Origin of the sequence: Helicobacter himalayensis (genome assembly GCF_001602095.1) — a bacterium.
GTDB lineage: Bacteria > Campylobacterota > Campylobacteria > Campylobacterales > Helicobacteraceae > Helicobacter_F > Helicobacter_F himalayensis.
Genome location: NZ_CP014991.1, coordinates 339,075 through 364,003 on the forward strand (window position 1 = coordinate 339,075; position 24,929 = coordinate 364,003).

The following is a 24,929-nucleotide window of genomic DNA, read 5'->3' on the forward strand; positions in this document are numbered from 1 at the left end:
AAGCAAAAGTATAAAAAATGTAGAAAAATTTTGCAAGAATTTAAAATGCCAATATTTGACAGCTGGTAAAAAAGTGCAGATTTTACTTTCAAAGTTTCAAAGCGCGATGAAATTTTTTAGAATCTTTAAGCCCATTTGATGGCTTTTTTCTGGGTGAGGTTGTATGCCTAGGACATTATCTTTACCAATAATTGCCGGGAAGGTGTAGCCATACTCACAACGTGCTAAGGTGTGAGAATCTGCGACTTTATTTGCGTGAAAACTATGCACAAAGTAAAGGAAAAATTCTTTTTCGCAATCTTTTAAAAGCCCATTTTTTAATCCAGATTCACTTAGGATACATTTATTCCAACCAATTTGAGGGATTTTAAGCGCACTAGATTGCGTGTTTTTGGCTAATAAACGCGTTTTGTCAAACTCTACTACCTCGCCTTCTATCAATCCAAGCCCAGAATACTCACCAAACTCATAGCTTTTTTGCAAGAGAAGCTGCATACCAAGGCAGATTCCAAGCAAATATTTTCCACTTTTTGCAAAAGAGCAAATTGCCTCATCTAAGCTATTTTGTCTTAAATGCGCGATTGCATCACCAAAAGCCCCAACGCCGGGTAAAATAATCTTATCAAATTTCGCAATTTTACAAGGATCCGATTCTACATTGATTGTAATATTTGAAAACTCTTGCATAATATTGTTAAACGCATTTTTCACGCTTGCAAGATTGCCAATGTTGTAATTTAGAATCCCAATACGCATAACTCCCCCCAATGCTTTTCTCGCGCGCATTTTAGCATAGCTTGTGTGCGACTTCTTGCATAAGTGCTATAATTTCAGGTTTAAATTTTGCAAATTTATGACAAGGAGTTTGAAAGTGGATTTTTTTACTCAAGCCCTTAATACTCTTAAAGATTCTCATAATTTCCGCACTTTGCGCGATTTTACGCATTTTGGTGTGTATATTTCAGAAAATCCAAAGGCAAAAAAGCTTCTTAACTTTGCTTCAAACGATTATTTGGGTTTAAGCACGCAAGGCGCGGTCTTTTTAGATTCTACTCTTGCGAGGGAAAACGCGTTTTTTTCAAGTTCTTCTTCGCGACTTTTAAGCGGGGGATTTGAAATTTCTCATAGGCTTGAAAGCCTCTTAGGAACGATGTTTGATAAATCTTGTTTGCTTTTTAATAGTGGCTATCACGCAAATATCGGACTTATAGAATCGCTTTCGCGCATTGAAGGCGTGTTTTTCTTGCTTGATAGTTTTGTGCATGCGAGCGTTTTTGATGGAATTAAGCTTTCTCGTGTGCGTTTTGTGCGTTTTAGGCATAATGACTTGGAGCATTTGCGCACGCTTTTACAAGAAAATGCGCATAAATATAAAGAATGTATTATCGTAACTGAAGCGCTGTTTTCGATGGATGGGGACTTTGCGCCACTTAAAGAACTTATTACCTTAAAAAAAGAATTTAGCAATCTTAAAATTTATCTTGATGAAGCTCATAGCATAGGTGTGTGCGGGGATTTGGGCTTGGGATTAGCAAAAAGCTTGGGCGTGGAAAATGAGGTTGATTTTATCATGCTTACTTTTGGTAAAGCCATTGGCTCTGTGGGCGCGTGCGTGCTATGCAGTGCGAGTGCGAGGGAGTTTTTTGTCAATTTTGCGCGTTCGCTTATCTACTCGACTGCCTTGCCCCCGATAAATATTGCCTTTAGCTATTTTGTTTTTTCGCGCCTTGCAGATTTTCGCGCACAAAGGGCACATTTGCAGGAACTAAGCATATTTTTTAAAAAGAATCTTTCTTTGCTTGTGGAAAAACACACAAGAGAAAATGCAGATTCTGCGATTGAGGGTTTTGTGCTTGGGGAATCGCAGATTCTTTCTCTTGTGCTTGGGAGTAATGAGCGCGCACTTAAGGCTTATGAGATTTTGGGCAAATATGGGATTTTCGCCCCTGCAATCCGCTATCCTACAATTCCTAAAAACACCGCGCGCCTGCGTTTTTCACTCACTGCGCTTATGCAAAAAGAGCATTTAGAGCAAGCACTTTGCGCACTGCAAGAGTTTTTCGCACAAAAGCACTAAAAAAAGGAGGTAGAATGAAGTTAGTTAATCTCAAAACGCGTGAAAATCTCACGCCCTGCAATACACCTCTTTTACTCTTTGCAAGTGGTTTTGGCTTTTTGCCTTACGCATTTGAAAACTTAAAACTTCCACAAAATGCGCTAAGTGCGATGTTGTATGATTACAGCGATTTTTCTAATGCGAAAAATTTGCTAAAAGTTTTAGAATCTTTCCCACAAATCCATCTCATCGCGTGGTCTATGGGCGTGTGCGTGGCGCAGGAGCTTTTTTCAAATGTGCAGATTGAAAGCGCGCTTGCTATTAACGGCACGATTTTTGGCGTGCATCAAAATTTTGGAATCCCGCCTAAAATTTTTTCACTCACCCAACAGAAATTACAGCGTGAGGCTTTTTTAAACTTGGCGTTTGGGATGGGGGCATTTGGAGGGGAATTGGTAAGTGAAAATGCGCATGAAAAATCTTTGCTTGCGCCTACAAATTCTCTAAAAAATGAGCTTAAAAGTTTGCAAGAATTTTGCGCACAAAGGGGTGAAAATCCACGTCAAAGCGCATTTTTTTGGCATAAGACAATTATAAGTAATGATGATAAAATATTCTCACCAAAAGCACAGAATCTCGCGTGGGAGGCTTATAGACAAACACATAAGGATTTTGTGATTTTGCATACCAATGCGCCACATTTTGTGTTTGTTGATGAAAAACTTTGGGAGGAGCAATGTTTGCCACGCAATTTGTAAAGCGCGCAGGGAGCTATGATTCTCAAGCATTTGTGCAACAATTTATGGCGCGGTATTTGATTGCACTTTTGCGCGATTTTGCGTCTTTTCAAGATGATGAGAATCTAGCTGATATTTTTAGCAATGTTTTTGAATTTGGTTGCGCGCAGGGGCAATACACGCGCCTTTTGCTAGAAAATTTCGCCCCTAAAAAACTGCTTTGCAATGATATTAACGACTACAAAAAAGTATTTGAGAATCCACCATTTAGCGATTTTGACGTGGAATTTGCGCGTTTTGATATGAATAATTGCGCAAAGATTCTCACTCAGCAATTTTCTTGTATCACTTCAAATGCCTGCTTGCAGTGGCTAGAGCAAAGAGAAGTTTTGGCGCAACTGCAAGCATTTTTGCGCCCGCAAGGATTGCTTGCATTTAGCACTTTTGGCAAGCGCAACCTTTGGCAAGTGAGAGAGCTTTGCAATGTGGGATTAGAATATTTGGATTTGGAGGAATACCGCGCGCTAATGGAGTTGGAATGTGAGATTTTACATCTAAGCATGCAGGTAAAAATTTTGCATTTTAACAGCGCGCTAGAAGTTTTCAAGCACCTTGCGTTGAGCGGTGTCAATGGCTTACAAAAAGGATTTTTTTTAAAAAAAGCCCTTTTGCAAGAATATACCAAACGTTATGACAACAACCTTGAGTATGAATGCGTTTTTGTGCTTGCGAGAAAAAAGCCCATTCCCTTTGAGTAAGGAAGTTTAGAGAGATTTTCTAAGTCATGCAATGCTTAGTGTTTTTTTATATTTTTTCTTTATAATTGTGATTTGAATTTTAAACATAAACAAAGGAAAACAATGCAAGAAAACAACATTTCGCAACAAAATAATATTATTGTGGGGGGGGGGCATACACTTCAAGGCTCTAAGGATTTAAATGATTTAGATTCTAGTCAATATCCTCATTTCCCACTAAGGCAAATCCATCTTACCCCAAAGCAAAGACTTTTTTCTTATCTTCGCACCTTACCTTCTTGGATAAAGGCTATTCTTAAGCCCCCATACGTTAGCGTTAGGTGGTTTAAACACAAGATTAGACTTCTTTTGCTTGAAAATGAAATTAAAAGATTTTTGCGCTCAAACACTTCTGGAATCCGCATAAATTCTACCCCACCAAAAATCCCGCTTATCATCTCGCTAACTTCTTATCCAAAGCGGTTTTATCAGCTCCACTATACCTTGTATTCGATTATGAAACAAAGCTATAAGGCTGATAAAATTATCCTTTGGCTTAACAAACAAGAATGCCCCAATGGGCGCGCAGATGTGCCAAAGCATATTTTAGAGTTTGAAAAATGTGGCTTGGAAATAGCTTTTAGTGATGAAAATTTCCGCCCATATAACAAAATCATTCATACAATTTGCGCATATCCGGAATCTAGCATTATTACATTTGATGATGATATTTTTTATCCAGATTTTATTGTTAAGCGTTTGGTAGAAAGCTATGAAAAATTCCCAAAAGATGTGCATTGCCATTGGGTCAAGTATGTCGTTTTTGATAAAAATGGTATGCTTGAAGATTATAATAACTGGCTTACAACTGATAAGTATCAAATCCCACCACATAGCTCATATCGTAATTTTTTATTTGGTGTGGGAGGTGTGCTTTATCCACCACATTGCCTTTATAAAGATGTGATAGATTCTCAAATTTTTATGCGCCTTGCTCCCACAAGCGATGATATTTGGCTTTGGGCTATGGCTCTTTTGCAAGGAAGCAAGATTCGTCTTATTGAAGATTATGCCTCAAATACTGTCGCAGGTGCAATTACAACTTGGGGTAGTCAAGAAAATGCCTTGTGGAAACACAACGCCACTGCAAACCAAAAGCATTTGGATAATATCCTTGCTTGCTACCCACAGATACTAGAAATATTAAATTGCGAAAAACAGAATCTAAATTCTCCAAACAACTTGATAGAATCTACAAATATTTAAGTTTCCAAAAAACGTCGAGTATGCGCGCGAAGCGGAGCTTACAAGAGCTTTGCTCTTGTAAGCGATACGTTTTGAAGATATAGAATCTAAAAGCCAAAAACGCTAGGAGCGCAAACGCGTAGGCGTGAGAGTTTAAATCACACCTTGATCAATCATCGCTCCAGCGACTTTTCTAAAGCCCGCGATATTTGCGCCCAACACGAGATTTGTAGGATCGCCAAATTCCGCAGCAGTTTGCGAGGCGTTTTGGAAAATATTTTCCATGATATTATGCAAGCGCGCATCTACCACATCAAAAGTCCATGGATTCATACTTGCATTTTGTGCCATTTCTAGCCCGCTGACTGCCACGCCACCGGCATTTGCGGCTTTACCCGGACCATAGCAGATTTTTGCTTGTAAGAATTGATGCACAGCTTCTATGGTTGAAGGCATATTTGCACCCTCGCTTACGCATTTACAGCCATTTGCAAGAAGTGTTTTTGCGTCATTTAGATTAAGCTCATTTTGTGTTGCACTTGGGAATGCTGCAAAGCAAGGCACGCTCCAAACGGCATTTGTGCCAGCTTTGTAATCGCTCGCTTTTGTGTATTTCGCGTTTTTTCGCACCTTGACATATTCCTCTAAAGATTCTCTGCGCACTTCTTTAATCTCCTTTAAAAGTGCTACATCAATACCATCTTCATCATAAATCATACCCTTAGAATCGCTTGCAGTCACGGGTTTTGCACCAAGTTGCAAGAGTTTTTCAATGGTATAAATTGCCACATTTCCAGCCCCTGAAACCACGCAGATTTTCCCCTCCAAGCTTTCTTTACGTGCTTTTAACATTTCTTGTGCAAAATATACGCAACCATAGCCCGTAGCCTCTGTTCTTACAAGGCTTCCGCCCCAGCTAAGTGCCTTGCCTGTAAGCACACCATCAAAACGATTGGTAATCTTGCGATATTGTCCAAAAAGATAGCCTATCTCGCGTCCTCCCACACCTATATCACCTGCTGGAACATCGGTATGCGCGCCAATGTGGCGATAAAGCTCATTCATAAAAGCCTGACAAAAACGCATAACCTCGCCCTCACTCTTGCCCTTTGGGTCAAAGTCGCTTCCGCCTTTGCCCCCACCCATTGCAAGCGTTGTGAGTGAGTTTTTGAAAATTTGCTCAAATCCTAGAAATTTAATCACGCCTTCATTTACACTTGGGTGAAAGCGCAAACCGCCTTTGTATGGTCCGATTGCGGAGTTAAACTCAATTCTATACGCGCGATTTGTCTGAATCTTGCCTTTATCATCTACCCAGCTTACACGGAAATGGATTTCTCTATCCGGGATTATGAGACGTTCCAAAATCGAGTAAGACTCGTATTTTTTATCTTTTTGCAACGCTGGTTTGAGAGATTCAAAAACCTCTTCTACCGCTTGGTGAAAAAGTGTTTGCGAAGGATATTGCTCCTTGAGCTTGGCTAAAACATTGCTTGTGTAAGACATAGATTCTCCTTAATTTAAGTATTGAAAGTTGCACAAAATTGCAAGCATATTATAGCTTCAGAATACTTTTAATTTCATCAATTTTTAAATTATTTTTAGAAATTTAAAGTATAATTGCGCCCTTTAGATTCAAGCGCATTTTCTTGCGTTTGCAAGGGCGTTTAAGTCCCAAAAAATACATCACTTTAAGAGGAATATGCAAACTTTTATCAGAATCTTTTTTTTCATATTTGTGCTTTTGCAATGTAGTGCGCAGATTCTAGGTGCGGTGCAAATTAGTGCGGTGCGTTACCAAGGCTCACAAGTCATCTCAGATGTGCTTGCAAGCGAGATTTCTAAGATTAAGCCCGGCGATGAGCTTAATATCCGAGCTGTGGATATTGCGGTTCAGGAGTTTTTCAAGCAGGGTTATTTTGAGGATGTGTATGCAAGCTTTGAATCTGGCGTGCTAACTTTTCATTTCAAGCAACGCCCAAAAGTCGCAAGTGTGGAAATCAAAGGCTATGGAAGCGAGCAGGAAAAAGAGACGCTTTATAGTCAAATAGGCATTAAAAAAGGCGATAGTTTTGATGAGGTCAAGCTCGAGCGCGCAAAGGTTGTGATAAAAACGATTTTGGAATATCAAGGCTATTATGGAAGCGTAGTGAATGAAGAGCTAAAAAGCGTGGGTGATGATGGCGCGTATGCTATCACGCTTAATATCAATCAGGGTGAAAATATCATCATTACAAAAGCGCAGTATGAGGGTAGAGAGAAGCTTAGTATTAGCGAAGTTGAAGAGCTAGCGGCAAATAGGCAAAAGCAGTTTGCTGGCTGGCTGTGGGGGCGCAATGATGGGAAACTGCGCCTCAATGACTTAGAATATGATAACGCGAGAATCCAAGATGCCTATATGCGTAAAGGATTCTTAGATGCAAATGTGAGTTCGGCTTTTTTGGAGGCAAACTTCAGCGATTACACCGCGCATTTACATTATAAAATCAACGAGGGCGAGCGCTATAAGATTTCAGAAGTGAAAGTGCTTTTGCAGATTCCGGTTATGGACGAGGAAGCTTTGGTTAAAAAGCTTAAAATCAAAAAGGGCGAGTATTTTAATATTGAAAATTTGCGTGCAGATATTGATATTATCAAGCAAGAGGTCGCGGATTTGGGTTATGCCTTTGCACGAGCAAATCCGGATTTGGATAAAGACCCTACAAATTCTCAAGTCAAAGTGATTTATTATGTGCAAGTGGGACAGAAAGTAAAAATTAATGATGTGATCATCACAGGAAATACTCGCACAGGAGATAGGATTATCCGCCGTGAGTTGCTTTTGGCTCCGGGTGATGAATACAGCCTTTCACAATTGCGACGCTCTGAAAATGCACTTAAAAGACTTGGATATTTTGGAAAGGTTGAGATACAAGAGCGTAGGGTGAGTGAAGATTCTATGGATTTGCTTGTAAGCGTAGAGGAATCGCGCACGGGCGAGCTTATGTTTGGCTTTGGCTATGGAAGCTTTGATAGATTAATGGTAAATGCTTCTATTAGAGAGCGCAATCTCTTTGGTACAGGGCACGGTGCGCAGTTTTATGTGGATTGGTCCTATCGTCGCCAGCTCTTTAACCTCACACTTTCAAATCCACGCATTTTTGATTCTGAATATAGTGAATCTGTGAGCGCATTTGTTTCTACTTACTACAATTGGGATTATCGCGAGCGCACAAATGGTGCGAGTGTGACTTTTGGACGCTTACTAAGTGATACTTTTAGAATCTCTGTGGGTTACACGCTTTCAACTACACAGATTCTAAACTTCTATGATTCTACAATCCAAACCGCCTATGAAGCTTATTTTGCGCAAACTTATAAAAGTGGCGTCACGCCTTTAGATGGTCCGATAAAAAGCGCGATTAGCCCAAGCATTAGCTTTGACAATACCGATGACTACTACTTCCCTAAAAATGGTATTATTGCCTCTGCCTATATCGAATATGCCGGGCTTGGCGGGAGTGAAAAATACACCAAAATTTATGGAAAATTTGCTGCCTATAAGCATTTAAAAAGCCTTATTGGACTAGATTTAATAGCGCGCTACAAAACGCAAGGTGGCGCAATATTTGATCAAGGTTACGCGCCTATTACAAGTAGATTTTATATGGGTGGTATCACAAGTGTGAGAGGCTATCAAATAAGCTCGCTCACACCGCGCTACTACCACAACGCTGCGCCTAATGGAATCCGTGTGGGTGGTAACTATATGCTGACAAACTCTGTGGAGTTAAGCTATGGTTTGCTTGAAAAGGCGCAAATGCGCATCGCGCTTTTTGCGGATTATGGTATGATAGGCATTCATTCTCTTGCAGAGACACAGCGCGCATCGTGGGGTGTGGCACTTGAGTGGGTTAGCCCCATTGGTCCTATTGTGCTTGTATTCCCACAAGCGATTAATCCGCAGCCAAATGATTACACTTCAAAATTTGAATTTACTATGGGGACGAGATTCTAGGGCGCGAGATTCCAAGAGAGATGGGATTTTGAAAGACAAGTTTTTAGCAAGATTTTAAAGATTAAATAAAGAGGGCAAATCTAATGAGTAACACACCTACACAAACACTAAAGTCTAATCGTGTAAGCAATGATGAGATTTTGTATTTGATGAAAAATGCCTCGCTTAAAGAGCTTGGCTTGCGCGCGCGTGGTATTCGCGATTTTTTACATCCGAGCAAAACCATCACCTTTGTCATTGATAGGAATATTAACTACACCAACGCGTGCTGGGTGGATTGCAAGTTTTGCGCATTTAAGCGAAGACTTGGCGAAGAGGGCGTGTATGTGCTAAGCTTTGCAGAGATTGACCAAAAAATCGATGAATTATTAGAAATTGGTGGGACGCAGATTCTCTTTCAAGGGGGCGTGCATCCAAAGTTAAAGATTGAATGGTATGAAGAGCTTGTAAATCATATCCACACAAAATACCCGCAAATTACCATACATGGCTTTTCTGCGATTGAGATTAATTATATTGCAAAGATTTCAAAAATTTCGATTTCTGAAGTTTTATTGCGTTTGCAAAAAGCCGGACTTAGCTCAATCCCGGGTGCTGGCGCGGAAATTTTGAGTGATAGCGTGAGAGATATTATTGCGCCAAAAAAACTTGATACAAAAGAATGGCTAGAAGTGCATGAAAGCGCGCATAAAATCGGTATGAAAGGCACGGCTACGATGATGTTTGGTTCGGTGGAAAAAGATGAAGATATTGTGGCGCATTGGGAGTGCATAAGGGAACTGCAAGACAAATACTATGGATTCCGTGCGTTTATCTTGTGGAGTTTTCAGCCAGATAATACACCACTTAAAATTGAGTTTCCACATATCCAACGCGCTAGCTCAAACCGCTACTTGCGCCTTTTGGCTTGCAGTAGAATCTACCTTGATAATTTCACAAATATCCAAAGTTCGTGGGTAACGCAAGGCTCATATATTGGGCAGCTCGCCTTGCTTTTTGGCGCAAATGACTTAGGAAGCACGATGATGGAAGAAAATGTTGTTTCTTCCGCAGGTGTGAGCCACTCGATGAACGAGCAAGAGATGATAAGCCTTATCAAGGATTTGGGTTACAACGCTGCAAAGCGTAACACGGCGTATGAAATTTTAGAGCGCTATTGAAAAATATTCTATAAGGAGCGCGCGATGAAGGCAAGAATCTTAAGTAGCATTATTGCGATTATGATACTGCTAGGAGGTGTGTATTTGATGGTAAGTCAGCAAAAAGATAATCAAAAAGATGGTGTGGAATATGTGGAAATCAATGATGTGCGTGTGCCAATTATTTTTGAAAAAAGCACATTTTTACCACGTGGCTTTATTCGGCTTGTTTTCAATGGTGGTGGGAATTTGTATGATAATGTGGAGAATCTAGACGCGCCTTCAAAAGCCGGGCTTGCGGAGCTAAGCACGCTTTTATTAGATGAAGGCACGCAAAGTCTGGGAGGTGTGGAGTTTGCCAAAAAGCTTGAAAGCAAGGCGATTAATCTTAGTGTGAGCGCAGGCACGCAAACGCTTAGTTTTAAGATAGGATTTTTGAAAGAGTATCAAGATTTTGCCCAATCGTGCTTGATTGAGCTTTTAAGAGATCCAAATGTGAGTCAAAATACTTTGCAAAAAGCAAAAACACTCACCAAGTCCTCACTTTTAGCTAAGGAAAGTGACTTTGATTACATTGCAGAGAAAAATTTGCGTGCTATTTTCTTTGAAGGCACGCCGATGGCTTTTCCAGATATGGGTGATTTGCAAAGTATAGAATCTATAAACTTGCAAGATATTAAAAATTATTTGCAAAAAAATCTCGTGCTTTCTCGTCTTGTCATTGTCGCTGGGGGCGATATGGAATTAGATTCTCTTAAGGAAAATTTGAAAGAGAGCTTGAGCTTTTTGCCAAAGGGTGAAAGCGTGAAAAAGCCTCACATTTCCCCACGCACAACACCTACTTCTATAACCGAGACAAAGCCCACAGAGCAAGCGTTTATTAACTTTGCTTCGCCTTTTAACGCATCAATAGAGGAAAATTACAAAACAAAAGTAATGAGCTTTGTGCTAGGTGGTTCTGGCTTTGGTTCGCGCCTTATGGATGAAGTGCGCGTGAAGCGAGGGCTTGCATATTCTGTGTATTTTAGCATTAATGGCGGAAGTGATTTGGTGAATTTTGGCTTTGGTGCGTTGCAAACAGGGCTGGATTCTAAAGATGAGGCTATAAGCGTGCTAAAAGAGGTTATGGCGGAATTTGTTAAAAATGGCATCACGCAAGAGGAGTTGGATTCTGCAAAGGCGTTTTTGCTCGGCAGTGAGCCTTTGGGTGAGGAGACACTTTCTCAACGCTTGAATACAAAGCTTGCAAATTATCTGCGTTCTATGCCACTTGATAACCACAAGCAAGATATTGCAAAAATCACAGATTTAAGCCTTGAAGAGATAAATGAATTTATCAAAGCCCACGGCGAGATTTTAGATTTAAGCTTTAGCATTGTTGATGATGGTAAAAAATAGAATTTTATTAATCGCGCACAATCCTTTGTGGTTGTGTTGTATGATAAAAACTTTGATGATGTATATTTTAAAAAACATTATGTTTTTTAAGGTATGATTGTAGCACACTTCAAAAATTAGGTTAGATGATGCTTATAGATTCATTTGGGCGCAAGATTGATTACTTGCGCATCTCGCTTACACAGCAATGTAACTTTCGCTGTGTGTATTGTATGCCAGATACGCCGGAAGATTTTTTTGATCCAAAAGCTTTGGAGCTTTCAAAGCTGCTAGAATTTGTCAAAATCGCACTTGATAATGGCATTAAAAAAATCCGCTTAACCGGTGGTGAGCCACTTTTGCGCCCAGATATTGCGGAGTTTATTGCTGGAATCTATGCGCATAATAAAAACACAGAAATTGCGCTTACAAGCAATGCTTTTTTGCTTGAAAAATTCGCCAAAAAGCTCAAAGATGCGGGGTTAAAGCGCATTAATATTTCGCTAGATTCTCTAAAAAATGAGCGCATAAGGGTGATTTCTAAAAAAGATGCCCTACCTCAAATCCTACGTGGGATAGAATCTGCCCAAAAAGCTGGGTTAAAGGTAAAGCTCAATATGGTGGCACTGCGCTATACGCAAGATGAGATTTTAGATATGCTAGAGTTTGCCAAGTCGCGCGGAATTATGCTGCGCTATATAGAATTTATGGAGAATATCCACGCAAAAAATGATGTAAGCTCGCTTGAGTGCGGGGAGATTCTCTCTATCATCTCCACGCGTTACGCACTGAAGCCTTTGCAAAAAGAAAATTTTGGACCGGCAAAAATTTGGGAAATTGATGAGCCTGATAAGTCCAAGAGTGATGGGTGCAAGCCCTATGCGTTTGGGATTATCGCACCGCACGAAGATGATTTTTGTGAGAGTTGTAATAGAATCCGCCTCACAAGTGAAGGTGTGCTGTGTCCCTGCTTGTTTTATCAAGATTCTGTTGATGTGAGTGAGGCTATTATAAATGGTGATAAAGCGCGTATGGAGGAGCTTCTCAAGCTTGCTGTGATAAACAAACCTGAAAAAAATCAATGGAGCGCAGAATCTGGCGCACAAATTTCCTCGCGCGCGTTTTATCACACCGGGGGTTAAGGGGAAGTTGTCTTAAAAATGTGGCTTTCAAAACTACAAAATTGATGTTTATTTAAGAATTCTCAATGGAAGTTTGGGTTTTTCACTTTTCATGTTGAGTAAAAAAGTAATATCTCTTTGAAATTACTTAGAGTATTTAATCTATATTTGCATATTAATAAAGCTTTAATTTAGGAAGTATTAGAATGCAAACTTCTCTAATATCAAGAATAAGGAGCGGGTATGCAGAGTAATACTTTGGAGTATGACTACTCAATAGCAAAGTTGTTTGTCTTTTCTGTGTTGCTATTTGGATTTGTCGGGTTGTTGATAGGCGTTGTAGCAGCCTTTCAGTTAGCAATCCCTGAACTCAATCACTTAGCTTCAGAATATGGGACTTTTGGGCGGATACGACCATTACACACAAATGGGATTATCTATGGATTCACATTAAGTGGGATTTGGGCGTCTTGGTATTATCTAGGACAGAGAGTGCTTAAGATTACCTATCACGAGCATCCGTTTTTGAAAGCTGTTGGCTTGGCGCATTTTTGGCTTTATATGCTACTTATGGTGCTAGCTGTTGTGACGCTTTTTGGCGGACTTACTCAAAGCAAAGAATATTCAGAGCTTATTTGGCCTCTTGATATTGTTGTGGTGCTTGTGTGGGTGCTTTGGGGCGTGAGCTTGTTTGGAAGTATGGGTGTAAGAAGAGAAAAAGTTATTTACATTTCACTTTGGTATTTCATTGCGACATTTGTAGGTATCGCAACACTTTATATTTTCAATAACCTTTCAGTCCCAACAGGGCTTGTAGCAGGTGTTGGTAGCATTTGGCATTCTATCTCATTTTATGGCGGGACAAATGATGCGATGGTGCAATGGTGGTGGGGACATAATGCTGTGGCATTTGTATTTACTTCCGGTATTATCGGGCTTATCTATTATTTCCTTCCAAAAGAATCTGGACAAAGAATCTTCTCATACAAACTTACGCTTTTCTCATTCTGGGGATTGATGTTTGTGTATATTTGGGCTGGCGGACATCACCTTATTTATTCGACTACGCCAGATTGGATTCAGACTTTGGGTTCAGTATTCTCTGTGATACTTATTTTGCCTTCTTGGGGAACAGCGATCAATATGCTTTTAACAATGCGTGGCGAGTGGAATCAGATTAAAGAATCTCCGATGATTAAGTTCTTAATCCTTGCTTCGACATTCTATATGCTTACAACGCTTGAAGGACCGATTCAATCAATCCGTTCAGTAAATGCCCTTGCGCACTTTACAGATTGGATTATCGGGCATGTGCATGATGCAGCACTTGGCTGGGTTGGCTTTATGATTATCGTGGCGGTATATCATATGGTGCCTAGAATCTTTAAGCGAGAGATTTACTCTAAAAAGATTATAGATGCGCAATTCTGGGTGATGACCATAGGTATTATCCTTTACTTCTCAAGTATGTGGATTGCAGGTATCACACAAGGTATGATGTGGCGTGCAGTAGATGAGTATGGTAGTCTTATTTATGTGTTTATCGACACAGTAAAGGACATTATTCCATTTTATATCATTCGTGGTATCGGCGGATTGCTCTATTTGGTAGGATTTATATTGTTTATTTACAACATTCTAATGACTATCTCTTCAGGGAGAATCCTCGATAAAGAGCCTGCTAATGCTACACCAATGGCAGCTTAAATAAGGAGGTAGGGTATGTTTAGTTTTTTAGAAAGAAATCCATTCTTTTTCACACTTGCTTTTTTGGCTGTGTTTTCAATTGCCGGATTGGTTGAGATTCTGCCCGGATTTGCGAAAACTGCGCGTCCGATTGAGGGATTAAAGCCTTATAGTTTATTAGAAACTGCTGGTAGGCAGGTATATATCGCAGAGGGTTGCTATAACTGCCACTCTCAGCTTATCCGCCCATTTAAAGCTGAAACTGCTAGATATGGAAGTTATAGCTTTAGCGGAGAATACGCTTATGACAGACCTTTCCTTTGGGGTTCAAAAAGGACAGGACCAGACCTGCATAGAATCGGCGATAAAAGCTCAATAGACTGGCACGATGGGCATATGTGGGAGCCTACTTCTCGCGTAGCTGGTTCGATTATGCCTGCGTATAAGCATCTCTATAATAAAGATGTGGATTTTGAAACTGCCTTTGCAGAGGCTTATACACAAAAAGTTGTCTTTAATGTGCCTTACGACATAGAAGGTGGCGTGCAAATTGGAGCAGATGAGTATGTAAAAGGCGATAAGCGAACTCTAGCAAAAGCACATCAAATTTTTATGGACGAAGCAAAAGAGATTGTTTCAAAAATGACAAATAAAGAGGTAAAAGACGCATTTGAAAGAGGCGAGGTAAAAGAGATTGTTGCGCTTATTGCTTATATGGAAAGCCTAGGGCAAAAGCGTCGCGTGCCGCAAGCTAAGTAATTGCACGCAAGGGAAAACAAATGAGCGAGATAGGTGCTTTTATTGTGAGATTTATTAGCGAGCATGCAAACGGGCTTTATACCCTTTGCACTCTTGTATGTGTGGTCTTTTTATATGGTTATATCTACCATTTGTATTCCTCGCAAAAAAAAGGCAAGCGCGATTATGAGAAATACGCGGATTTGGCATTAAAAGATGATTTAAATGATGCGCTCATCGAGCCATTAGAGAATGAAAAAGCCTTGAAAAAAGGTAAATAAATAAGGAGGAGTTGGTATGCAATGGTTAAATTTATCAGATAGCGTAAATGCTTTAGCATTGCTAGGCGCGGTGGTGATTCTTATCCTTACAGCGTTCATCATGGCGTTGTATCTCAAAAAGATGAAAAACGCAAGAAGCGAAGATGAAACAAAGCTTGAGCACGAATGGGACGGCATAGGTGAGTTTGCAAATAATGTCCCTGTGGGTTGGTTGGCGTGTTTTGCCGGTATGATTATTTGGGGATTTTGGTATTTCTTTGCAGGCTACCCATTGAAATCTTTTTCACAAATTGGCGAATATAATCAAGAGGTGGCACGCTATAACGCAGCATACCAAAAAACTTGGGAGAATCTCACACAAGATCAGCTTCAGGCGATGGGGCTAGGCATTTTTCAAGTGCAATGCTCACAATGCCATGGACCAAGCGCAGATGGTATGGAAGGCAAAGCACAGAATCTCGTGCTTTGGGGCAAGGAAGAGGGCATCATTGATGTTATTAGAAATGGAAGTAGTGGCTTAGGCTATGGAATGGACGAAATGTCTCCTTTAGATTCAGATACTATAAGCGATGATGACGCAAGAGCAGTCGCAGCGTATGTGATGAAAGAAGTCTCTGGCGTGAAAAGCACAAGGTTTGAGAATGAAGTTGATAGAGGCAGAGAAATTTTTGCTGAACAATGTGTGGCTTGCCACGGCGAAGATGGCAAAGGCTTGGAAGGAATGGCAGCAGATTTGAGCCTTTATGGCACTACGGCATTTTTGCAACGCGTGCTTGAGAATGGTAAAAAAGGTTACATCGGAATTATGCCTTCATTTAATTATGCAAATTTCGCTACCACTCAAGAAGAAGCACTTAATGCCTATATTCGCTCTCTAAGCGTTGAATAATAAGGAGGAAGCTATGGATAGATTGTTCGGAATCAATGGATTAGCTGGCTTTTTGCTGGCTGTGGTTGTGCTTTTGAGTGTTGTTGGGTTTTTGGGCACTTGTGCGATTTTGACACAGCAAGAGCAAGCGACTAATTACTATAAAATAGAAGACCAAAAAAGCATTCCTCAAGAAGTTGAAAATGCTTCTATCTATTTCAAAGACGCGAAGTAAAGGAGGTATTATGAATAACTTTACACCAATGGAAAAAGTATTGGGCACGCTTATCATCATTACAATCCTTACGACAATCGCTATGCCTTTTGTGCCGGATTTATTCTTGCATTTAGTGTAGTATGTTTTTAAGAATTGTCTTTGGGTTTTGCCTATTTTGCGCTTATGCGCAAATTGCAGGTGCAAATGTGCTAGATTCTCAAAATAATACAGAATCTAGCCTTACTCACGCAAATTTGGTATCTCAAAACGCACCTCAGATTCCATTTGCAAAAATCTCAAAATTTGTCTTGCAAAATGATGATTTTTATCTTAAGCCAAACACACAAGGATTTATTGAAACACTTGGTGCAGAACTTTATGAAAAGACATATTTTGCGTTTTTTGTCGCTGTGATTGTAGATTCTAAAAAAGAATGTGAGAATCTCCTAAATCAAGCCCGCGCTAATAACGCACTTTTGGAGCTGGCTTTGCCAAATTGCTTGCAAAAAATTACAGATTCTAAGCAAAATCTTAAAAATTTTGAAAAACTCTATATGCATTCTAACTTAAACGCGCAAGGCGAGATTCGCAACGCCCTACCATACGCTACAATTTTTATCTACCCAAATGACAAAAAAATTGATATTGATTTAAGTCAAAATGTACAGGGTGTGTTTGATACCGAGCGTGTGTATTTTGAATATATGGTGCCTTTGCTGCCAAAGCCAAATGAGGAATTGCAAAGCGATAGACTTTCAGCCGTGGTGCTAAATGGTTATAGCGAAGCTGCGGATTTGATAGCCCTGCATTTTAACGCAAGCTTAGAAAACAATATCCCGCGCGATGAGAGCGGAGGTAAGGGCTTTGTGAAGTTTAGTATGTATTTTATGCTTTTTTGCATTTTTGGCGTGCTGGGCTTTGTCTTCCTTGGCTCGAAACTTAAAAAGAAATAGGGCAAAAAAATGAAAAATAAAAATTATTGGCCCATAGCCATTGTTGGGATCATTCTTTTTGGGATTGTGATAATTTGCGTTGGCGTAGTGATAGCGGTGAAAAATCCTATAGTAGATGAGCTGAGCTTTGGAGATAGAAAACGCGTGATTGATGAACATATAAATGAGTTTTTGCACTCACAGCGCGCGTTTGAATCACATACAAAAGTGATTTTGCACACAGATTCTCAAGCTCTCACCCTCACTTCACCTTATGAATACAAGCCTAGAGCGTTTGAAAAAAGTGATTTTAGCAATGCTAGTGCATTTAGCTTTGCACTTACATTGCAAACCAATCCTACTAACAAAGTTGCAGTTGATGAAATAAATGTCGCAATAGAATCTTTTTTGCAAAATATCCCACCACTCACGTCAAGACTTTGTGAAACGAAGCCAAATATTTTTGAGCCTTGCGTTACTCTTAGCGTGCCAAAAGCTGGGCGCTATAAAATGCGCTTTAGCATAAAATATGCAGATTCCAAAAAAGCACATTTTGAAGAAGATGTTTTTATCGGGGAGTTGCCGTATGATTACGAACAAAAAAAGAGGATTTATTCTCATTGAAAGCCTGAATGCGCTACTTTTGTGCGCGTTTGCATTGCTTTTGCTCTTTGCGTTAATGCGCTTTAGCTCTCATCGCTTTGCGTTGCAATACGCCCAAACAAGCTCACTTGCTGATATTTTAACCTTAGATTCTATTCCCTGCGCCCCTCAAACACTAAGAATTGACAATAAAACTTATGAAATCGCTTCTTGTGTTTTTAATAACACCACCGCACCTCTGCCTTACACGCTTCAATATATCAAAGCCCAAGCGGTCAGAAAATGAGAGAATCTCGCGCAAGTGTGAGTATTGAGCTTTTATGTAGCATTGTGATTTTTGGCGTGATTGGCATTGCGTGTGTGAGTGCAAGCCTGCAATTTAGTAAGCAATTTTTCAGTCTTTCCCCCACGCGCGCGCTAGATTCCCACATTGCGCTTTTAAAAATGCAAAATCTTCTTTCAGATTCCATAAACCTCACACTTTCCCCCACAAGCGCGACATTTTATCTTATCGACAGACAAAAACTCTTTGGTTTTGGGGATAAAAACTTTGCAAATCCAAGATTTAGCACGCAAGATAGCCAATTGCTTTTACCAAAAGTCCCGCTTGAAATCCTTTCTATCCAAGATAAAACCCTGCATCTCGCCTCGCATTTGCAAACACAAAGCTTTGTCGTGGGTGAAAATCTAGCACTTCTTTGTCCGCAACAAAACGCGCAAGGACAGGTTGTTATGGGGGCACATCTTGCTAAGATTACAAATGCTTCACAAGATAAACTCGCGCTAGATTCTGCCCCTCCGCAAGCCTGCAGGGCACTTTTGCCCTTAGAGCAAGAAATTATGCGCTTGCAGTATGCGGATAATAAACTCTTTTTTAATAATGAGCTTTTGTTGGATTCTGTGCGAAGTTTTGCTTTGCAACAAGTCTTTTTGCAGGATTTGAGTGAGTTTATTGTTATTAATTTTTGTAGAGATTCTATGTGTTTTGAAGGCGGGGCGTTTGTGAATGCAAATGCGCTTGTTGTGGAGATTTTATGAAAGGATTTTACAGAATCTTTTCAAAAGCCAATTTTGCAAAAACGTCACAAACACGCGCTTTTAGCACACTTTATAGTGTATTTTTGTTTATTTTTATTACACTTACTTTAAGCTATCTTTTTGCCTTTTCACCAATCGCACCAAAATCTCATATTCACGCAAAAACTCAACTTGAACTCTACGCAAAAAGTATGCAAAATCTCGCTATAAAATGCCTACAAACACTAGGACTAAATGAATGCAGACTTTTAGAAGTGCAATTTGAAAAGGGCTATTTTTTCACCGCGCGCGTTAGTCCTTTGGAGGATTCTCTTTATATGCTTGATATTAGTGGCTTTTTAAAAAATCCTGTGAGCACAAACACCCAGCGTATCACCAAGCGCCAGATTCTATTGAAAAAATAGGCTCTTAATGTTTTCTTAGGAAAAATATCTTATAATGCGCGCTTACTTAAACACAAGGAGTTGGAATGTTTCACGAATATAGAGATGAGGTAACCGCACTGAAAACACAAAACGCGCATTTTGCGAAAGTTTTTGAAAAGCATAATGAGCTAGATGATAGAATCAGGCGCATTGAAGATGGCGAGGAATTGCTTCCTGATATGGAATTAGAAGTGTTGAAAAAACAAAAGCTTTTGCTTAAAGATGAAGCGTATGCGATGATTTTAGAATATCGTAAAGCACACAAGGGTTAAAACCTATGCAAATAGATTCTAAGCTTTTAGAAAAGCTTGAGCGCCTAAGTATGCTTGAGCTAAGCGCGGAAAAAAAGGAGCAAATCGCCACAGAGCTAAGTGAGATTCTAGGCTTTGTGGAAAATTTGGAAACACTCAATATCCAAATGCCTAAAGATTCTCAAAAAGAAGCACTCAAAACACCAATGCGTGAAGATGTGCCAACAGATAGCAATATCGCTAAAGATGTCTTAGCGCACGCGCCACAGAGCGAAGAAGGCTTTTTTATTGTGCCAAAAATCATCGAATAGCACATTAGATTCCATCAAGCTACCAAATGAATGGAAGGAGCTTTTAGGCGATTTTTTGCAAAGTTCTTCTTTTGCTTCCATCATGGTAGAATACTTGCGCGCGTATAAATCTGGCAAGATTCTCTATCCCCCTGCAAAATTACTTTTCAAGGCTTTTTATCTTACGCTTCCACAAAATGTGCGTGTTGTCATTTTGGGACAAGATCCCTACCACGGCGCGCTTAGGGTGGTGGATTCTAATGGAGTGGAAAGTCTTATCCCTCAAGCTATGGGATTAAGCTTTTCTGTGCCAAGACCACTTCCCCCGCCACCTTCACTTAAAAATATTTACAAAGAACTTGCGCGCACGACTTCTTTTGTCCCGCCAAATCACGGCGATTTGAGCGCGTGGGGCGAAAGAGGCGTGTTGCTTTTAAATGCAATTTTGAGTGTGGAGGCAAATAAGCCAGCTTCACACAAAGACTTTGGCTGGGAAAATTTCAGTGATTGCGTGATAAGCGCGCTTTCTAGCCATTTTAAAGGTATTGTTTTTATGCTTTGGGGCGCGTATGCAAAGAAAAAGGCGCATTTAATCGATTCTAAAAAACACTGCATTCTTACCACACCACACCCAAGTCCGCTAGCGCAAGGATTTGTAGGTAGTGGCGTTTTTGAAAAAGCACAAGCCTATTTTATTGCGCATGGACAAAGCCCTATTGATTGGAGTTTATAAGGAATTGAAAGCTTGTTTTTTACTTATGTTTTGTGCGTCTTTTTATGCGGGCGCGCTCGATTTTAACGCTATTTATGCGTATGTGGCGTATAAAAGCGGACATTATGAAAATGCGCTTAAAATCTATGATGATATTTATGCGCATTCAAAGACTTGCGAAAACGCCTACAATCTCGCAAATACGCATTATAAATTGCATTCCTTTGCAAGCGCACTAAAATTCTACAAACAAGCGCTTGAGTTGCATTGTGCTGGGGAAAATACACTGTATTTTCATAAACCAAATAATACCGAGTATGCGCGAGGCGATACATCTAAAGGAATAGAATCTCAAACCACCAACAGCGTTGCAGAATCTGCAAATCTCAATAACCAAAAAACATCGAGTATAAGCGCGAGCGCAAGCGAGGCGGAGCCAAGCGGAATTCACTTCCGCTTCGGCGATACATCTAAAGGGATAGAATCTAGGCTCACGCGCGCAAAAATTTGGCATAATCTTGGCAATACGCTTTTTATGCTGGAACGTTTAGATGAAAGCAAGATTGCCTACGCAAATGCCCTTAGCTTTTATCAAACTCCCCAAAGCGCGCAAAATATCACCTATGTCGATGAAATGCTTGCTAAAAAGCAATCTCAAGCAAAAATTTTTAAAAGAGACTTTCAGCATTTACAAACACCAGATTCTCACGCTGCAAAGTTTTTCGTGCCAAATTTAGAAAAATTACACCAAATGCCACAGCAAGATTCCAAAAAAAATACACTAGATGCGTGGTAGCTTTTAAATGCGCAAAAGACTGATATTAGCGCTTTTGTGTAATAATATAAAAAAATAAGGGGAAAATATGGGACAAACAAAAATCGTCGCAGCTAATTTTAAATGCAATCTCACGCGCGCGCAGACAAAAAGCTATATTGAAAATCTAGATTCTGCTTTGGCTAGGGATTTCAGGGCAGAATCCGCACGTGTCGCGGTATTCCCCAATCAAAGCGCTTTGCTTGAAAATAAATTTAGCACTCTCACAATCGGCGCGCAAAATGCCACAAACGCGCAAAATGGTGCATTTACGGGTGAAATCGGCTTGGAGCAATTGGCGGAATTTGGTATTAACACCATTCTTATCGGGCATAGCGAGCGCAGAACTCTTTTTTATGAAAATCAAAAAAATGTGGCGCAAAAGTTTGCATTTTTCAAAGAAAGAAACTTTACTATTTTCTACTGCATTGGCGAAAGTTTGGAAGTGCGCCAAAGTGGGAAAGTTGCGGAATTTTTGCAAAGCCAGTTTGAAGGCATCGATGTGAAGCATAAAAATCTTATTATTGCGTATGAGCCTATTTGGGCGATAGGCACGGGCGTGAGCGCAAGTCTCAAAGAGATACAAGACACGCATAAAATCCTGCGTAGCTTTTCAAGCGCTCCATTGCTCTATGGTGGCAGTGTGAATGAAAAAAATGCAAAAGATATTTTGTCTTTACCAAATGTCGATGGTGTGCTGGTAGGAAGTGCGAGCTTAGAGAAAGAAAAGTTTTTGCAAATTATAGATTCTGCTTTTTAAGAATCTAGACTAGATTCTTAAAAGGGTTGATTAAAGCAGAGTTGTGCGCGGGCTAAGCGCAGTGATTAAGCCTTAAATTTTTGCCTGTGTGTGGATTTCTCTAAAGGTCTCAAAGACATCACCCACTTTTATATCATTGAAATTTTCTAACATAATACCACATTCATAGCCCTTGCTAACTTCTTTTGCGTCATCTTTAAAGCGCTTAAGTGAGGTGATTTGCCCCGTATGCACGACCACGCCATCGCGGATAAGGCGCACTTTGATTCCACGTTGTATTGTGCCTTCAACCACCATACAACCCGCCACAACACCAACTTTTGGAATGTTGAAGGTTTCGCGCACTTGTGCTTGCCCAGTGTTTTCCTCTTGAATCACCGGCGACATAAGCCCGCTTAAAAGCCCTTTTATCTCATCAAGCAACGCATAAATGACTGAATAAGTCTTAATCTCCACGCCAAGCTCTTTTGCCTTAGCTTTCACACTTCCGGTTGGGCGGATATTAAAGCCCAAAATAAGGCAGTTTTGCTTAGTGGCACACAAGTCAATATCGCTTTCACTCACGCCACCAACACCAAAGCTGATGATATTGACACGCACTTCATCATTGCTAAGTTTTTCTAAGCTTGATTTAATCGCCTCCAAACTTCCCTGTGTATCAGCTTTGATGATAAGCGGAAGAGTTTTAAGATTGCCTTGTGCGACCATATCGCCGAGTTCCTCAAAGGTAACTTTGGTGCTTTTGCTTAGCTCTTTTTGGCGCAAATAAAGCGCGCGTTTCTGTGCAAACTCTCTTGCTTGCGTGTCAGAATCTACCGCAATAAGCGCGCTTCCAGCATCAGGCACTTCAGATAAGCCAACAATTTGCGCGACAAAAGAAGGCGTGAGCGCATTGATATTTTTTCCCATATCATCGCTCATTGCGCGGATTCTCCCAAATGCTGTGCCTGCTACGATAGAATCTCCGACTTTGAGCGTGCCGCTTTGCACGATGATTGTTGCCACGGGACCGCGTCCTTTTTCCAAACTTCCTTCCAGCACCACAGCCTTTGCTTTGCCTTCACTTGGGGCTTTGAGCTCTAGGACTTCAGCTTGTATAAGGATTGTTTCAAGTAAAGAATCCACGCCCTCGCCAGTCTTTGCAGAAATAGGGATAAACTCATATTCCCCACCCCACTCATTTGGCGTAAATCCAAGCTCCGCGCACTCGGCTTTGAGTTTATCGGGATTAGCGTTTTCTTTATCTATTTTATTCATCGCGATGATGATTTGCACATTTGCAGCCTTTGCATGATTGAGTGCCTCGATAGTTTGGGGCTTCACGCCATCATCTGCAGCAATGACGATGATTGCTATATCTGTTACCTGCGCGCCACGACTTCGCATACTTGTGAAAGCCTCATGTCCGGGCGTGTCAATAAAGCTCATCATCTTGCCATTTTTTTCCACCATATACGCACCGATATGCTGTGTAATGCCGCCAGATTCTTTAGCGGCAATGCGCGAGTTGCGAATATAATCAAGCAAAGAAGTTTTTCCGTGATCCACATGTCCCATAATGGTGATCACCGCCGGGCGCTCTCTTGGTGCAAACTCCTTATTCTGTTCTTGGTAAATTTCCTCCAGCTCGCTTTTATCCTCCACAATCTCTACTTGAATCTTAAACTCTTCAGCCAAAATCTCTATGGAATCTTTATCCAAAAAGTCGTTTTTTGTTGCCATTACGCCGAGATTGAAAAGCACTTTGATGACATCTTTTAGCTCTCTCCCGCTTAAATCCGCAAACTCATACACACGCACTTCTTCAGGGATTGCAATAACGCTTTTTAGCTCCTTTGCGCTTTCTTTTGGTGTGTATTTTTTCTTATTTCTACCACCGCGTTTGATTGAGCCTTCACTCATCCACGGGCTTTTGCGATGGACTTGCACTCTTTCGGTGATGGCTTGTTTGATTCTGTTTTCTTCTTCCTCATCGCGCATTTCTTGTTCGTTTAAGTCAAAAAGCACGATTTCATCTTGCTCTTCGTCATAATCGTGCTCGAAGTTAAATTTTCTATCCTCCAAAATATCCATTTTTTGCTGAGAAATGTGCTTTGGCGCGGTCTTTGGTTTGATTGTGGCTTTTTTGGGCTTGGTTCTGCTGTATCCCTCATCTTGTGTTTGAGCGAATAATTCCCTCGCGCTCAACACCTGCGAGGTTTTGCTTTTTGGCGTAGTAGCGGGCTTTTCCTCTTGTTCGTTTTTGCGCACGATACGCAAGCCCTTTTTAGGCATTGGCATTTTTAATTCTGTGATTTCTTGTGTTTGATTTTGTGGCGCAGTATTTTGTGTGTTTAGTTCTGCAGCTTGTGACTCATTTTGGGCTTTTTCTTGTGTTTTAGTGGATTTTTTTGTTGTGGTTTTCTTGGGTGCTTTTTCTTTGGCGTCTTTAGATTTTGTGGTTTTCTTGGGTGCTTTTAATTCTTCTTTTTGAGGGATTGGATTTTTGCCGGTTGTGAGAAATTGATACAGCATACCAGCTTCTTCTTGCGTGACACTTGAAGAGACGGATTTTACTTTCAATCCCATTTGTAGGGCTTTTTCAAGCGCCTCTTTTGGTGTTTTAGCGCATTCTTTTGCGACCTCGCTTATTCTTATTTTTTCCATATTGTATTTACTCCTTCTGAAACTTCCAAAATCTTATAGCGCTTTGTAATACTTCTTAATGTTTTTGGGTTTGTTTGACATTCCTTGCATACATAAAAGCTCCTGCCACTCCCGCTAAAGACGCACAGCACAGCTTCTCTAGCTTGAAGACGCAAAATCAAGCTTTGGTGGAAGCGTTTTCTACAAGCAATACACATTCTCGTCTGCTTTGGATTGCGCATTATACCAAAATTCCTCCCTTTGCAAATGTATTTCTAAT

General features: G+C 40.4%; 27 protein-coding genes. 23 read left to right on the forward strand and 4 right to left on the reverse strand.

Annotated elements, in window-relative coordinates; translation table 11 throughout:
- Nucleotides 1-96: 96 nt before the first annotated feature.
- Nucleotides 97-756 (reverse strand): imidazole glycerol phosphate synthase subunit HisH, encoded by a 660-nt coding sequence (gene hisH / locus A3217_RS01630; protein ID WP_066389671.1) that lies wholly within the window; start codon nucleotides 754-756, stop codon nucleotides 97-99.
- Between the two features lie 115 nt (nucleotides 757-871).
- On the opposite strand from hisH, the gene A3217_RS01635 reads away from it, so the two are divergent.
- The 4 genes from A3217_RS01635 to A3217_RS01650 all read left to right on the forward strand — a co-directional run bounded on the left by A3217_RS01635 (nucleotide 872) and on the right by A3217_RS01650 (nucleotide 4,796).
- Complete coding sequence (locus A3217_RS01635) at nucleotides 872-2,077, forward strand: aminotransferase class I/II-fold pyridoxal phosphate-dependent enzyme (RefSeq protein WP_066387146.1); 1,206 nt, start codon at nucleotides 872-874, stop codon at nucleotides 2,075-2,077.
- Nucleotides 2,078-2,091: 14 nt separating this feature from the next.
- Nucleotides 2,092-2,814 carry a pimeloyl-ACP methyl esterase BioG family protein gene (locus A3217_RS01640; protein WP_066387149.1) on the forward strand — a complete coding sequence of 241 codons (723 nt, stop codon included), beginning with the start codon at nucleotides 2,092-2,094 and terminating at the stop codon, nucleotides 2,812-2,814.
- On the forward strand, nucleotides 2,793-3,551 hold the full coding sequence (locus A3217_RS01645) for a methyltransferase domain-containing protein (protein ID WP_066387151.1): 759 nt from the start codon (nucleotides 2,793-2,795) through the stop codon (nucleotides 3,549-3,551). Before A3217_RS01640 ends, A3217_RS01645 begins: the two co-directional genes overlap by 22 nt.
- Nucleotides 3,552-3,653: 102 nt before the next feature.
- Nucleotides 3,654-4,796 carry a hypothetical protein gene (locus A3217_RS01650; protein ID WP_066387153.1) on the forward strand — a complete coding sequence of 381 codons (1,143 nt, stop codon included), beginning with the start codon at nucleotides 3,654-3,656 and terminating at the stop codon, nucleotides 4,794-4,796.
- 132 nt (nucleotides 4,797-4,928) lie between these two features.
- On the opposite strand, the gene gdhA is transcribed toward A3217_RS01650, so the two are convergent.
- Complete coding sequence (gdhA, locus tag A3217_RS01655) at nucleotides 4,929-6,281, reverse strand: NADP-specific glutamate dehydrogenase (protein WP_066387155.1); 1,353 nt, start codon at nucleotides 6,279-6,281, stop codon at nucleotides 4,929-4,931.
- A 196-nt stretch (nucleotides 6,282-6,477) separates the two neighbouring features.
- Here gdhA and bamA point away from each other — a divergent pair, with 196 nt between their 5' ends.
- From bamA to A3217_RS01750, 19 genes are all read left to right on the forward strand, one after another.
- Nucleotides 6,478-8,772, forward strand: a complete 2,295-nt coding sequence (gene bamA, locus A3217_RS01660) for an outer membrane protein assembly factor BamA (RefSeq protein ID WP_066387158.1) — start codon at nucleotides 6,478-6,480, stop codon at nucleotides 8,770-8,772.
- An 83-nt stretch (nucleotides 8,773-8,855) separates the two neighbouring features.
- A complete protein-coding gene (locus A3217_RS01665) occupies nucleotides 8,856-9,932 on the forward strand; it encodes a dehypoxanthine futalosine cyclase (protein ID WP_066387160.1) in 1,077 nt (358 codons plus the stop codon).
- 24 nt (nucleotides 9,933-9,956) lie between these two features.
- Complete coding sequence (locus A3217_RS01670; protein WP_231860258.1) at nucleotides 9,957-11,309, forward strand: M16 family metallopeptidase; 1,353 nt, start codon at nucleotides 9,957-9,959, stop codon at nucleotides 11,307-11,309.
- Nucleotides 11,310-11,437: 128 nt separating this feature from the next.
- Complete coding sequence (gene moaA / locus A3217_RS01675) at nucleotides 11,438-12,430, forward strand: GTP 3',8-cyclase MoaA (protein WP_066387162.1); 993 nt, start codon at nucleotides 11,438-11,440, stop codon at nucleotides 12,428-12,430.
- A 222-nt stretch (nucleotides 12,431-12,652) separates the two neighbouring features.
- The gene (ccoN, locus tag A3217_RS01680) at nucleotides 12,653-14,116 is read left to right on the forward strand and encodes a cytochrome-c oxidase, cbb3-type subunit I (protein WP_066387164.1); all 1,464 of its coding nucleotides are present in this window, start codon (nucleotides 12,653-12,655) and stop codon (nucleotides 14,114-14,116) included.
- A gap of 15 nt (nucleotides 14,117-14,131) precedes the next feature.
- Entirely contained in the window at nucleotides 14,132-14,854 is a 723-nt protein-coding gene (gene ccoO / locus A3217_RS01685; protein WP_066387167.1) for a cytochrome-c oxidase, cbb3-type subunit II, read from the forward strand.
- 20 nt (nucleotides 14,855-14,874) lie between these two features.
- On the forward strand, nucleotides 14,875-15,114 hold the full coding sequence (locus A3217_RS01690) for a cytochrome c oxidase, cbb3-type, CcoQ subunit (RefSeq protein WP_066387169.1): 240 nt from the start codon (nucleotides 14,875-14,877) through the stop codon (nucleotides 15,112-15,114).
- A 16-nt stretch (nucleotides 15,115-15,130) separates the two neighbouring features.
- A complete protein-coding gene (gene ccoP, locus A3217_RS01695) occupies nucleotides 15,131-16,003 on the forward strand; it encodes a cytochrome-c oxidase, cbb3-type subunit III (protein WP_066387171.1) in 873 nt (290 codons plus the stop codon).
- A gap of 13 nt (nucleotides 16,004-16,016) precedes the next feature.
- Nucleotides 16,017-16,217 carry a DUF4006 family protein gene (locus A3217_RS01700; protein ID WP_066387173.1) on the forward strand — a complete coding sequence of 67 codons (201 nt, stop codon included), beginning with the start codon at nucleotides 16,017-16,019 and terminating at the stop codon, nucleotides 16,215-16,217.
- A gap of 122 nt (nucleotides 16,218-16,339) precedes the next feature.
- On the forward strand, nucleotides 16,340-17,152 hold the full coding sequence (locus tag A3217_RS01705; protein ID WP_066387176.1) for a hypothetical protein: 813 nt from the start codon (nucleotides 16,340-16,342) through the stop codon (nucleotides 17,150-17,152).
- A 9-nt stretch (nucleotides 17,153-17,161) separates the two neighbouring features.
- Nucleotides 17,162-17,755, forward strand: a complete 594-nt coding sequence (locus A3217_RS01710) for a hypothetical protein (protein ID WP_066387178.1) — start codon at nucleotides 17,162-17,164, stop codon at nucleotides 17,753-17,755.
- Nucleotides 17,718-18,020 carry a hypothetical protein gene (locus A3217_RS01715; RefSeq protein ID WP_066387180.1) on the forward strand — a complete coding sequence of 101 codons (303 nt, stop codon included), beginning with the start codon at nucleotides 17,718-17,720 and terminating at the stop codon, nucleotides 18,018-18,020. The genes A3217_RS01710 and A3217_RS01715 overlap by 38 nt, the downstream gene beginning before the upstream one ends.
- Nucleotides 18,017-18,772 (forward strand): hypothetical protein, encoded by a 756-nt coding sequence (locus A3217_RS01720; RefSeq protein WP_066387182.1) that lies wholly within the window; start codon nucleotides 18,017-18,019, stop codon nucleotides 18,770-18,772. The genes A3217_RS01715 and A3217_RS01720 overlap by 4 nt, the downstream gene beginning before the upstream one ends.
- Nucleotides 18,769-19,176 carry a hypothetical protein gene (locus A3217_RS01725; protein ID WP_066387184.1) on the forward strand — a complete coding sequence of 136 codons (408 nt, stop codon included), beginning with the start codon at nucleotides 18,769-18,771 and terminating at the stop codon, nucleotides 19,174-19,176. Before A3217_RS01720 ends, A3217_RS01725 begins: the two co-directional genes overlap by 4 nt.
- Before the next feature lie 65 nt (nucleotides 19,177-19,241).
- Complete coding sequence (locus A3217_RS01730; protein WP_066387187.1) at nucleotides 19,242-19,469, forward strand: HP1242/YdcH family protein; 228 nt, start codon at nucleotides 19,242-19,244, stop codon at nucleotides 19,467-19,469.
- Nucleotides 19,470-19,474: 5 nt separating this feature from the next.
- Nucleotides 19,475-19,759: an Asp-tRNA(Asn)/Glu-tRNA(Gln) amidotransferase subunit GatC gene (gene gatC, locus A3217_RS01735; protein ID WP_066387190.1), complete on the forward strand. Its 285-nt coding sequence runs from the start codon at nucleotides 19,475-19,477 to the stop codon at nucleotides 19,757-19,759.
- Complete coding sequence (ung, locus tag A3217_RS01740; protein WP_066387192.1) at nucleotides 19,737-20,471, forward strand: uracil-DNA glycosylase; 735 nt, start codon at nucleotides 19,737-19,739, stop codon at nucleotides 20,469-20,471. The genes gatC and ung overlap by 23 nt, the downstream gene beginning before the upstream one ends.
- 4 nt (nucleotides 20,472-20,475) lie before the next feature.
- Entirely contained in the window at nucleotides 20,476-21,246 is a 771-nt protein-coding gene (locus tag A3217_RS01745; RefSeq protein ID WP_197456897.1) for a tetratricopeptide repeat protein, read from the forward strand.
- 67 nt (nucleotides 21,247-21,313) lie between these two features.
- Nucleotides 21,314-22,024, forward strand: coding sequence for a triose-phosphate isomerase (locus tag A3217_RS01750; protein WP_066387198.1), 711 nt, complete (start codon nucleotides 21,314-21,316; stop codon nucleotides 22,022-22,024).
- 72 nt (nucleotides 22,025-22,096) lie between these two features.
- Here the strand turns inward: A3217_RS01750 and infB are convergent, their stop codons facing one another.
- Both infB and A3217_RS01760 read right to left on the reverse strand, forming a co-directional pair.
- Nucleotides 22,097-24,670, reverse strand: a complete 2,574-nt coding sequence (gene infB / locus A3217_RS01755) for a translation initiation factor IF-2 (protein ID WP_066387203.1) — start codon at nucleotides 24,668-24,670, stop codon at nucleotides 22,097-22,099.
- A complete protein-coding gene (locus A3217_RS01760; RefSeq protein ID WP_066387206.1) occupies nucleotides 24,658-24,891 on the reverse strand; it encodes a DUF448 domain-containing protein in 234 nt (77 codons plus the stop codon). The genes infB and A3217_RS01760 overlap by 13 nt, the downstream gene beginning before the upstream one ends.
- Between the last annotated feature and the right edge of the window lie 38 nt (nucleotides 24,892-24,929).

Coding starts and splice junctions, on each gene's coding strand:
- A3217_RS01710 (WP_066387178.1), top strand. CDS start 17,162: ATGAAAAATAAAAATTATTGGCCCATAGCCATTGTTGGGATCATTCTT.
- gdhA (WP_066387155.1), bottom strand. CDS start 6,281: ATGTCTTACACAAGCAATGTTTTAGCCAAGCTCAAGGAGCAATATCCT.
- infB (WP_066387203.1), bottom strand. CDS start 24,670: ATGGAAAAAATAAGAATAAGCGAGGTCGCAAAAGAATGCGCTAAAACA.
- A3217_RS01650 (WP_066387153.1), top strand. CDS start 3,654: ATGCAAGAAAACAACATTTCGCAACAAAATAATATTATTGTGGGGGGG.
- A3217_RS01645 (WP_066387151.1), top strand. CDS start 2,793: ATGTTTGCCACGCAATTTGTAAAGCGCGCAGGGAGCTATGATTCTCAA.
- hisH (WP_066389671.1), bottom strand. CDS start 756: ATGCGTATTGGGATTCTAAATTACAACATTGGCAATCTTGCAAGCGTG.
- A3217_RS01725 (WP_066387184.1), top strand. CDS start 18,769: ATGAAAGGATTTTACAGAATCTTTTCAAAAGCCAATTTTGCAAAAACG.
- A3217_RS01665 (WP_066387160.1), top strand. CDS start 8,856: ATGAGTAACACACCTACACAAACACTAAAGTCTAATCGTGTAAGCAAT.
- A3217_RS01760 (WP_066387206.1), bottom strand. CDS start 24,891: ATGCGCAATCCAAAGCAGACGAGAATGTGTATTGCTTGTAGAAAACGC.
- A3217_RS01730 (WP_066387187.1), top strand. CDS start 19,242: ATGTTTCACGAATATAGAGATGAGGTAACCGCACTGAAAACACAAAAC.
- A3217_RS01690 (WP_066387169.1), top strand. CDS start 14,875: ATGAGCGAGATAGGTGCTTTTATTGTGAGATTTATTAGCGAGCATGCA.
- A3217_RS01715 (WP_066387180.1), top strand. CDS start 17,718: ATGATTACGAACAAAAAAAGAGGATTTATTCTCATTGAAAGCCTGAAT.
- bamA (WP_066387158.1), top strand. CDS start 6,478: ATGCAAACTTTTATCAGAATCTTTTTTTTCATATTTGTGCTTTTGCAA.
- moaA (WP_066387162.1), top strand. CDS start 11,438: ATGCTTATAGATTCATTTGGGCGCAAGATTGATTACTTGCGCATCTCG.
- A3217_RS01750 (WP_066387198.1), top strand. CDS start 21,314: ATGGGACAAACAAAAATCGTCGCAGCTAATTTTAAATGCAATCTCACG.
- ccoN (WP_066387164.1), top strand. CDS start 12,653: ATGCAGAGTAATACTTTGGAGTATGACTACTCAATAGCAAAGTTGTTT.
- gatC (WP_066387190.1), top strand. CDS start 19,475: ATGCAAATAGATTCTAAGCTTTTAGAAAAGCTTGAGCGCCTAAGTATG.
- A3217_RS01720 (WP_066387182.1), top strand. CDS start 18,017: ATGAGAGAATCTCGCGCAAGTGTGAGTATTGAGCTTTTATGTAGCATT.
- A3217_RS01640 (WP_066387149.1), top strand. CDS start 2,092: ATGAAGTTAGTTAATCTCAAAACGCGTGAAAATCTCACGCCCTGCAAT.
- A3217_RS01700 (WP_066387173.1), top strand. CDS start 16,017: ATGGATAGATTGTTCGGAATCAATGGATTAGCTGGCTTTTTGCTGGCT.
- ccoO (WP_066387167.1), top strand. CDS start 14,132: ATGTTTAGTTTTTTAGAAAGAAATCCATTCTTTTTCACACTTGCTTTT.
- A3217_RS01670 (WP_231860258.1), top strand. CDS start 9,957: ATGAAGGCAAGAATCTTAAGTAGCATTATTGCGATTATGATACTGCTA.
- A3217_RS01705 (WP_066387176.1), top strand. CDS start 16,340: ATGTTTTTAAGAATTGTCTTTGGGTTTTGCCTATTTTGCGCTTATGCG.
- ccoP (WP_066387171.1), top strand. CDS start 15,131: ATGCAATGGTTAAATTTATCAGATAGCGTAAATGCTTTAGCATTGCTA.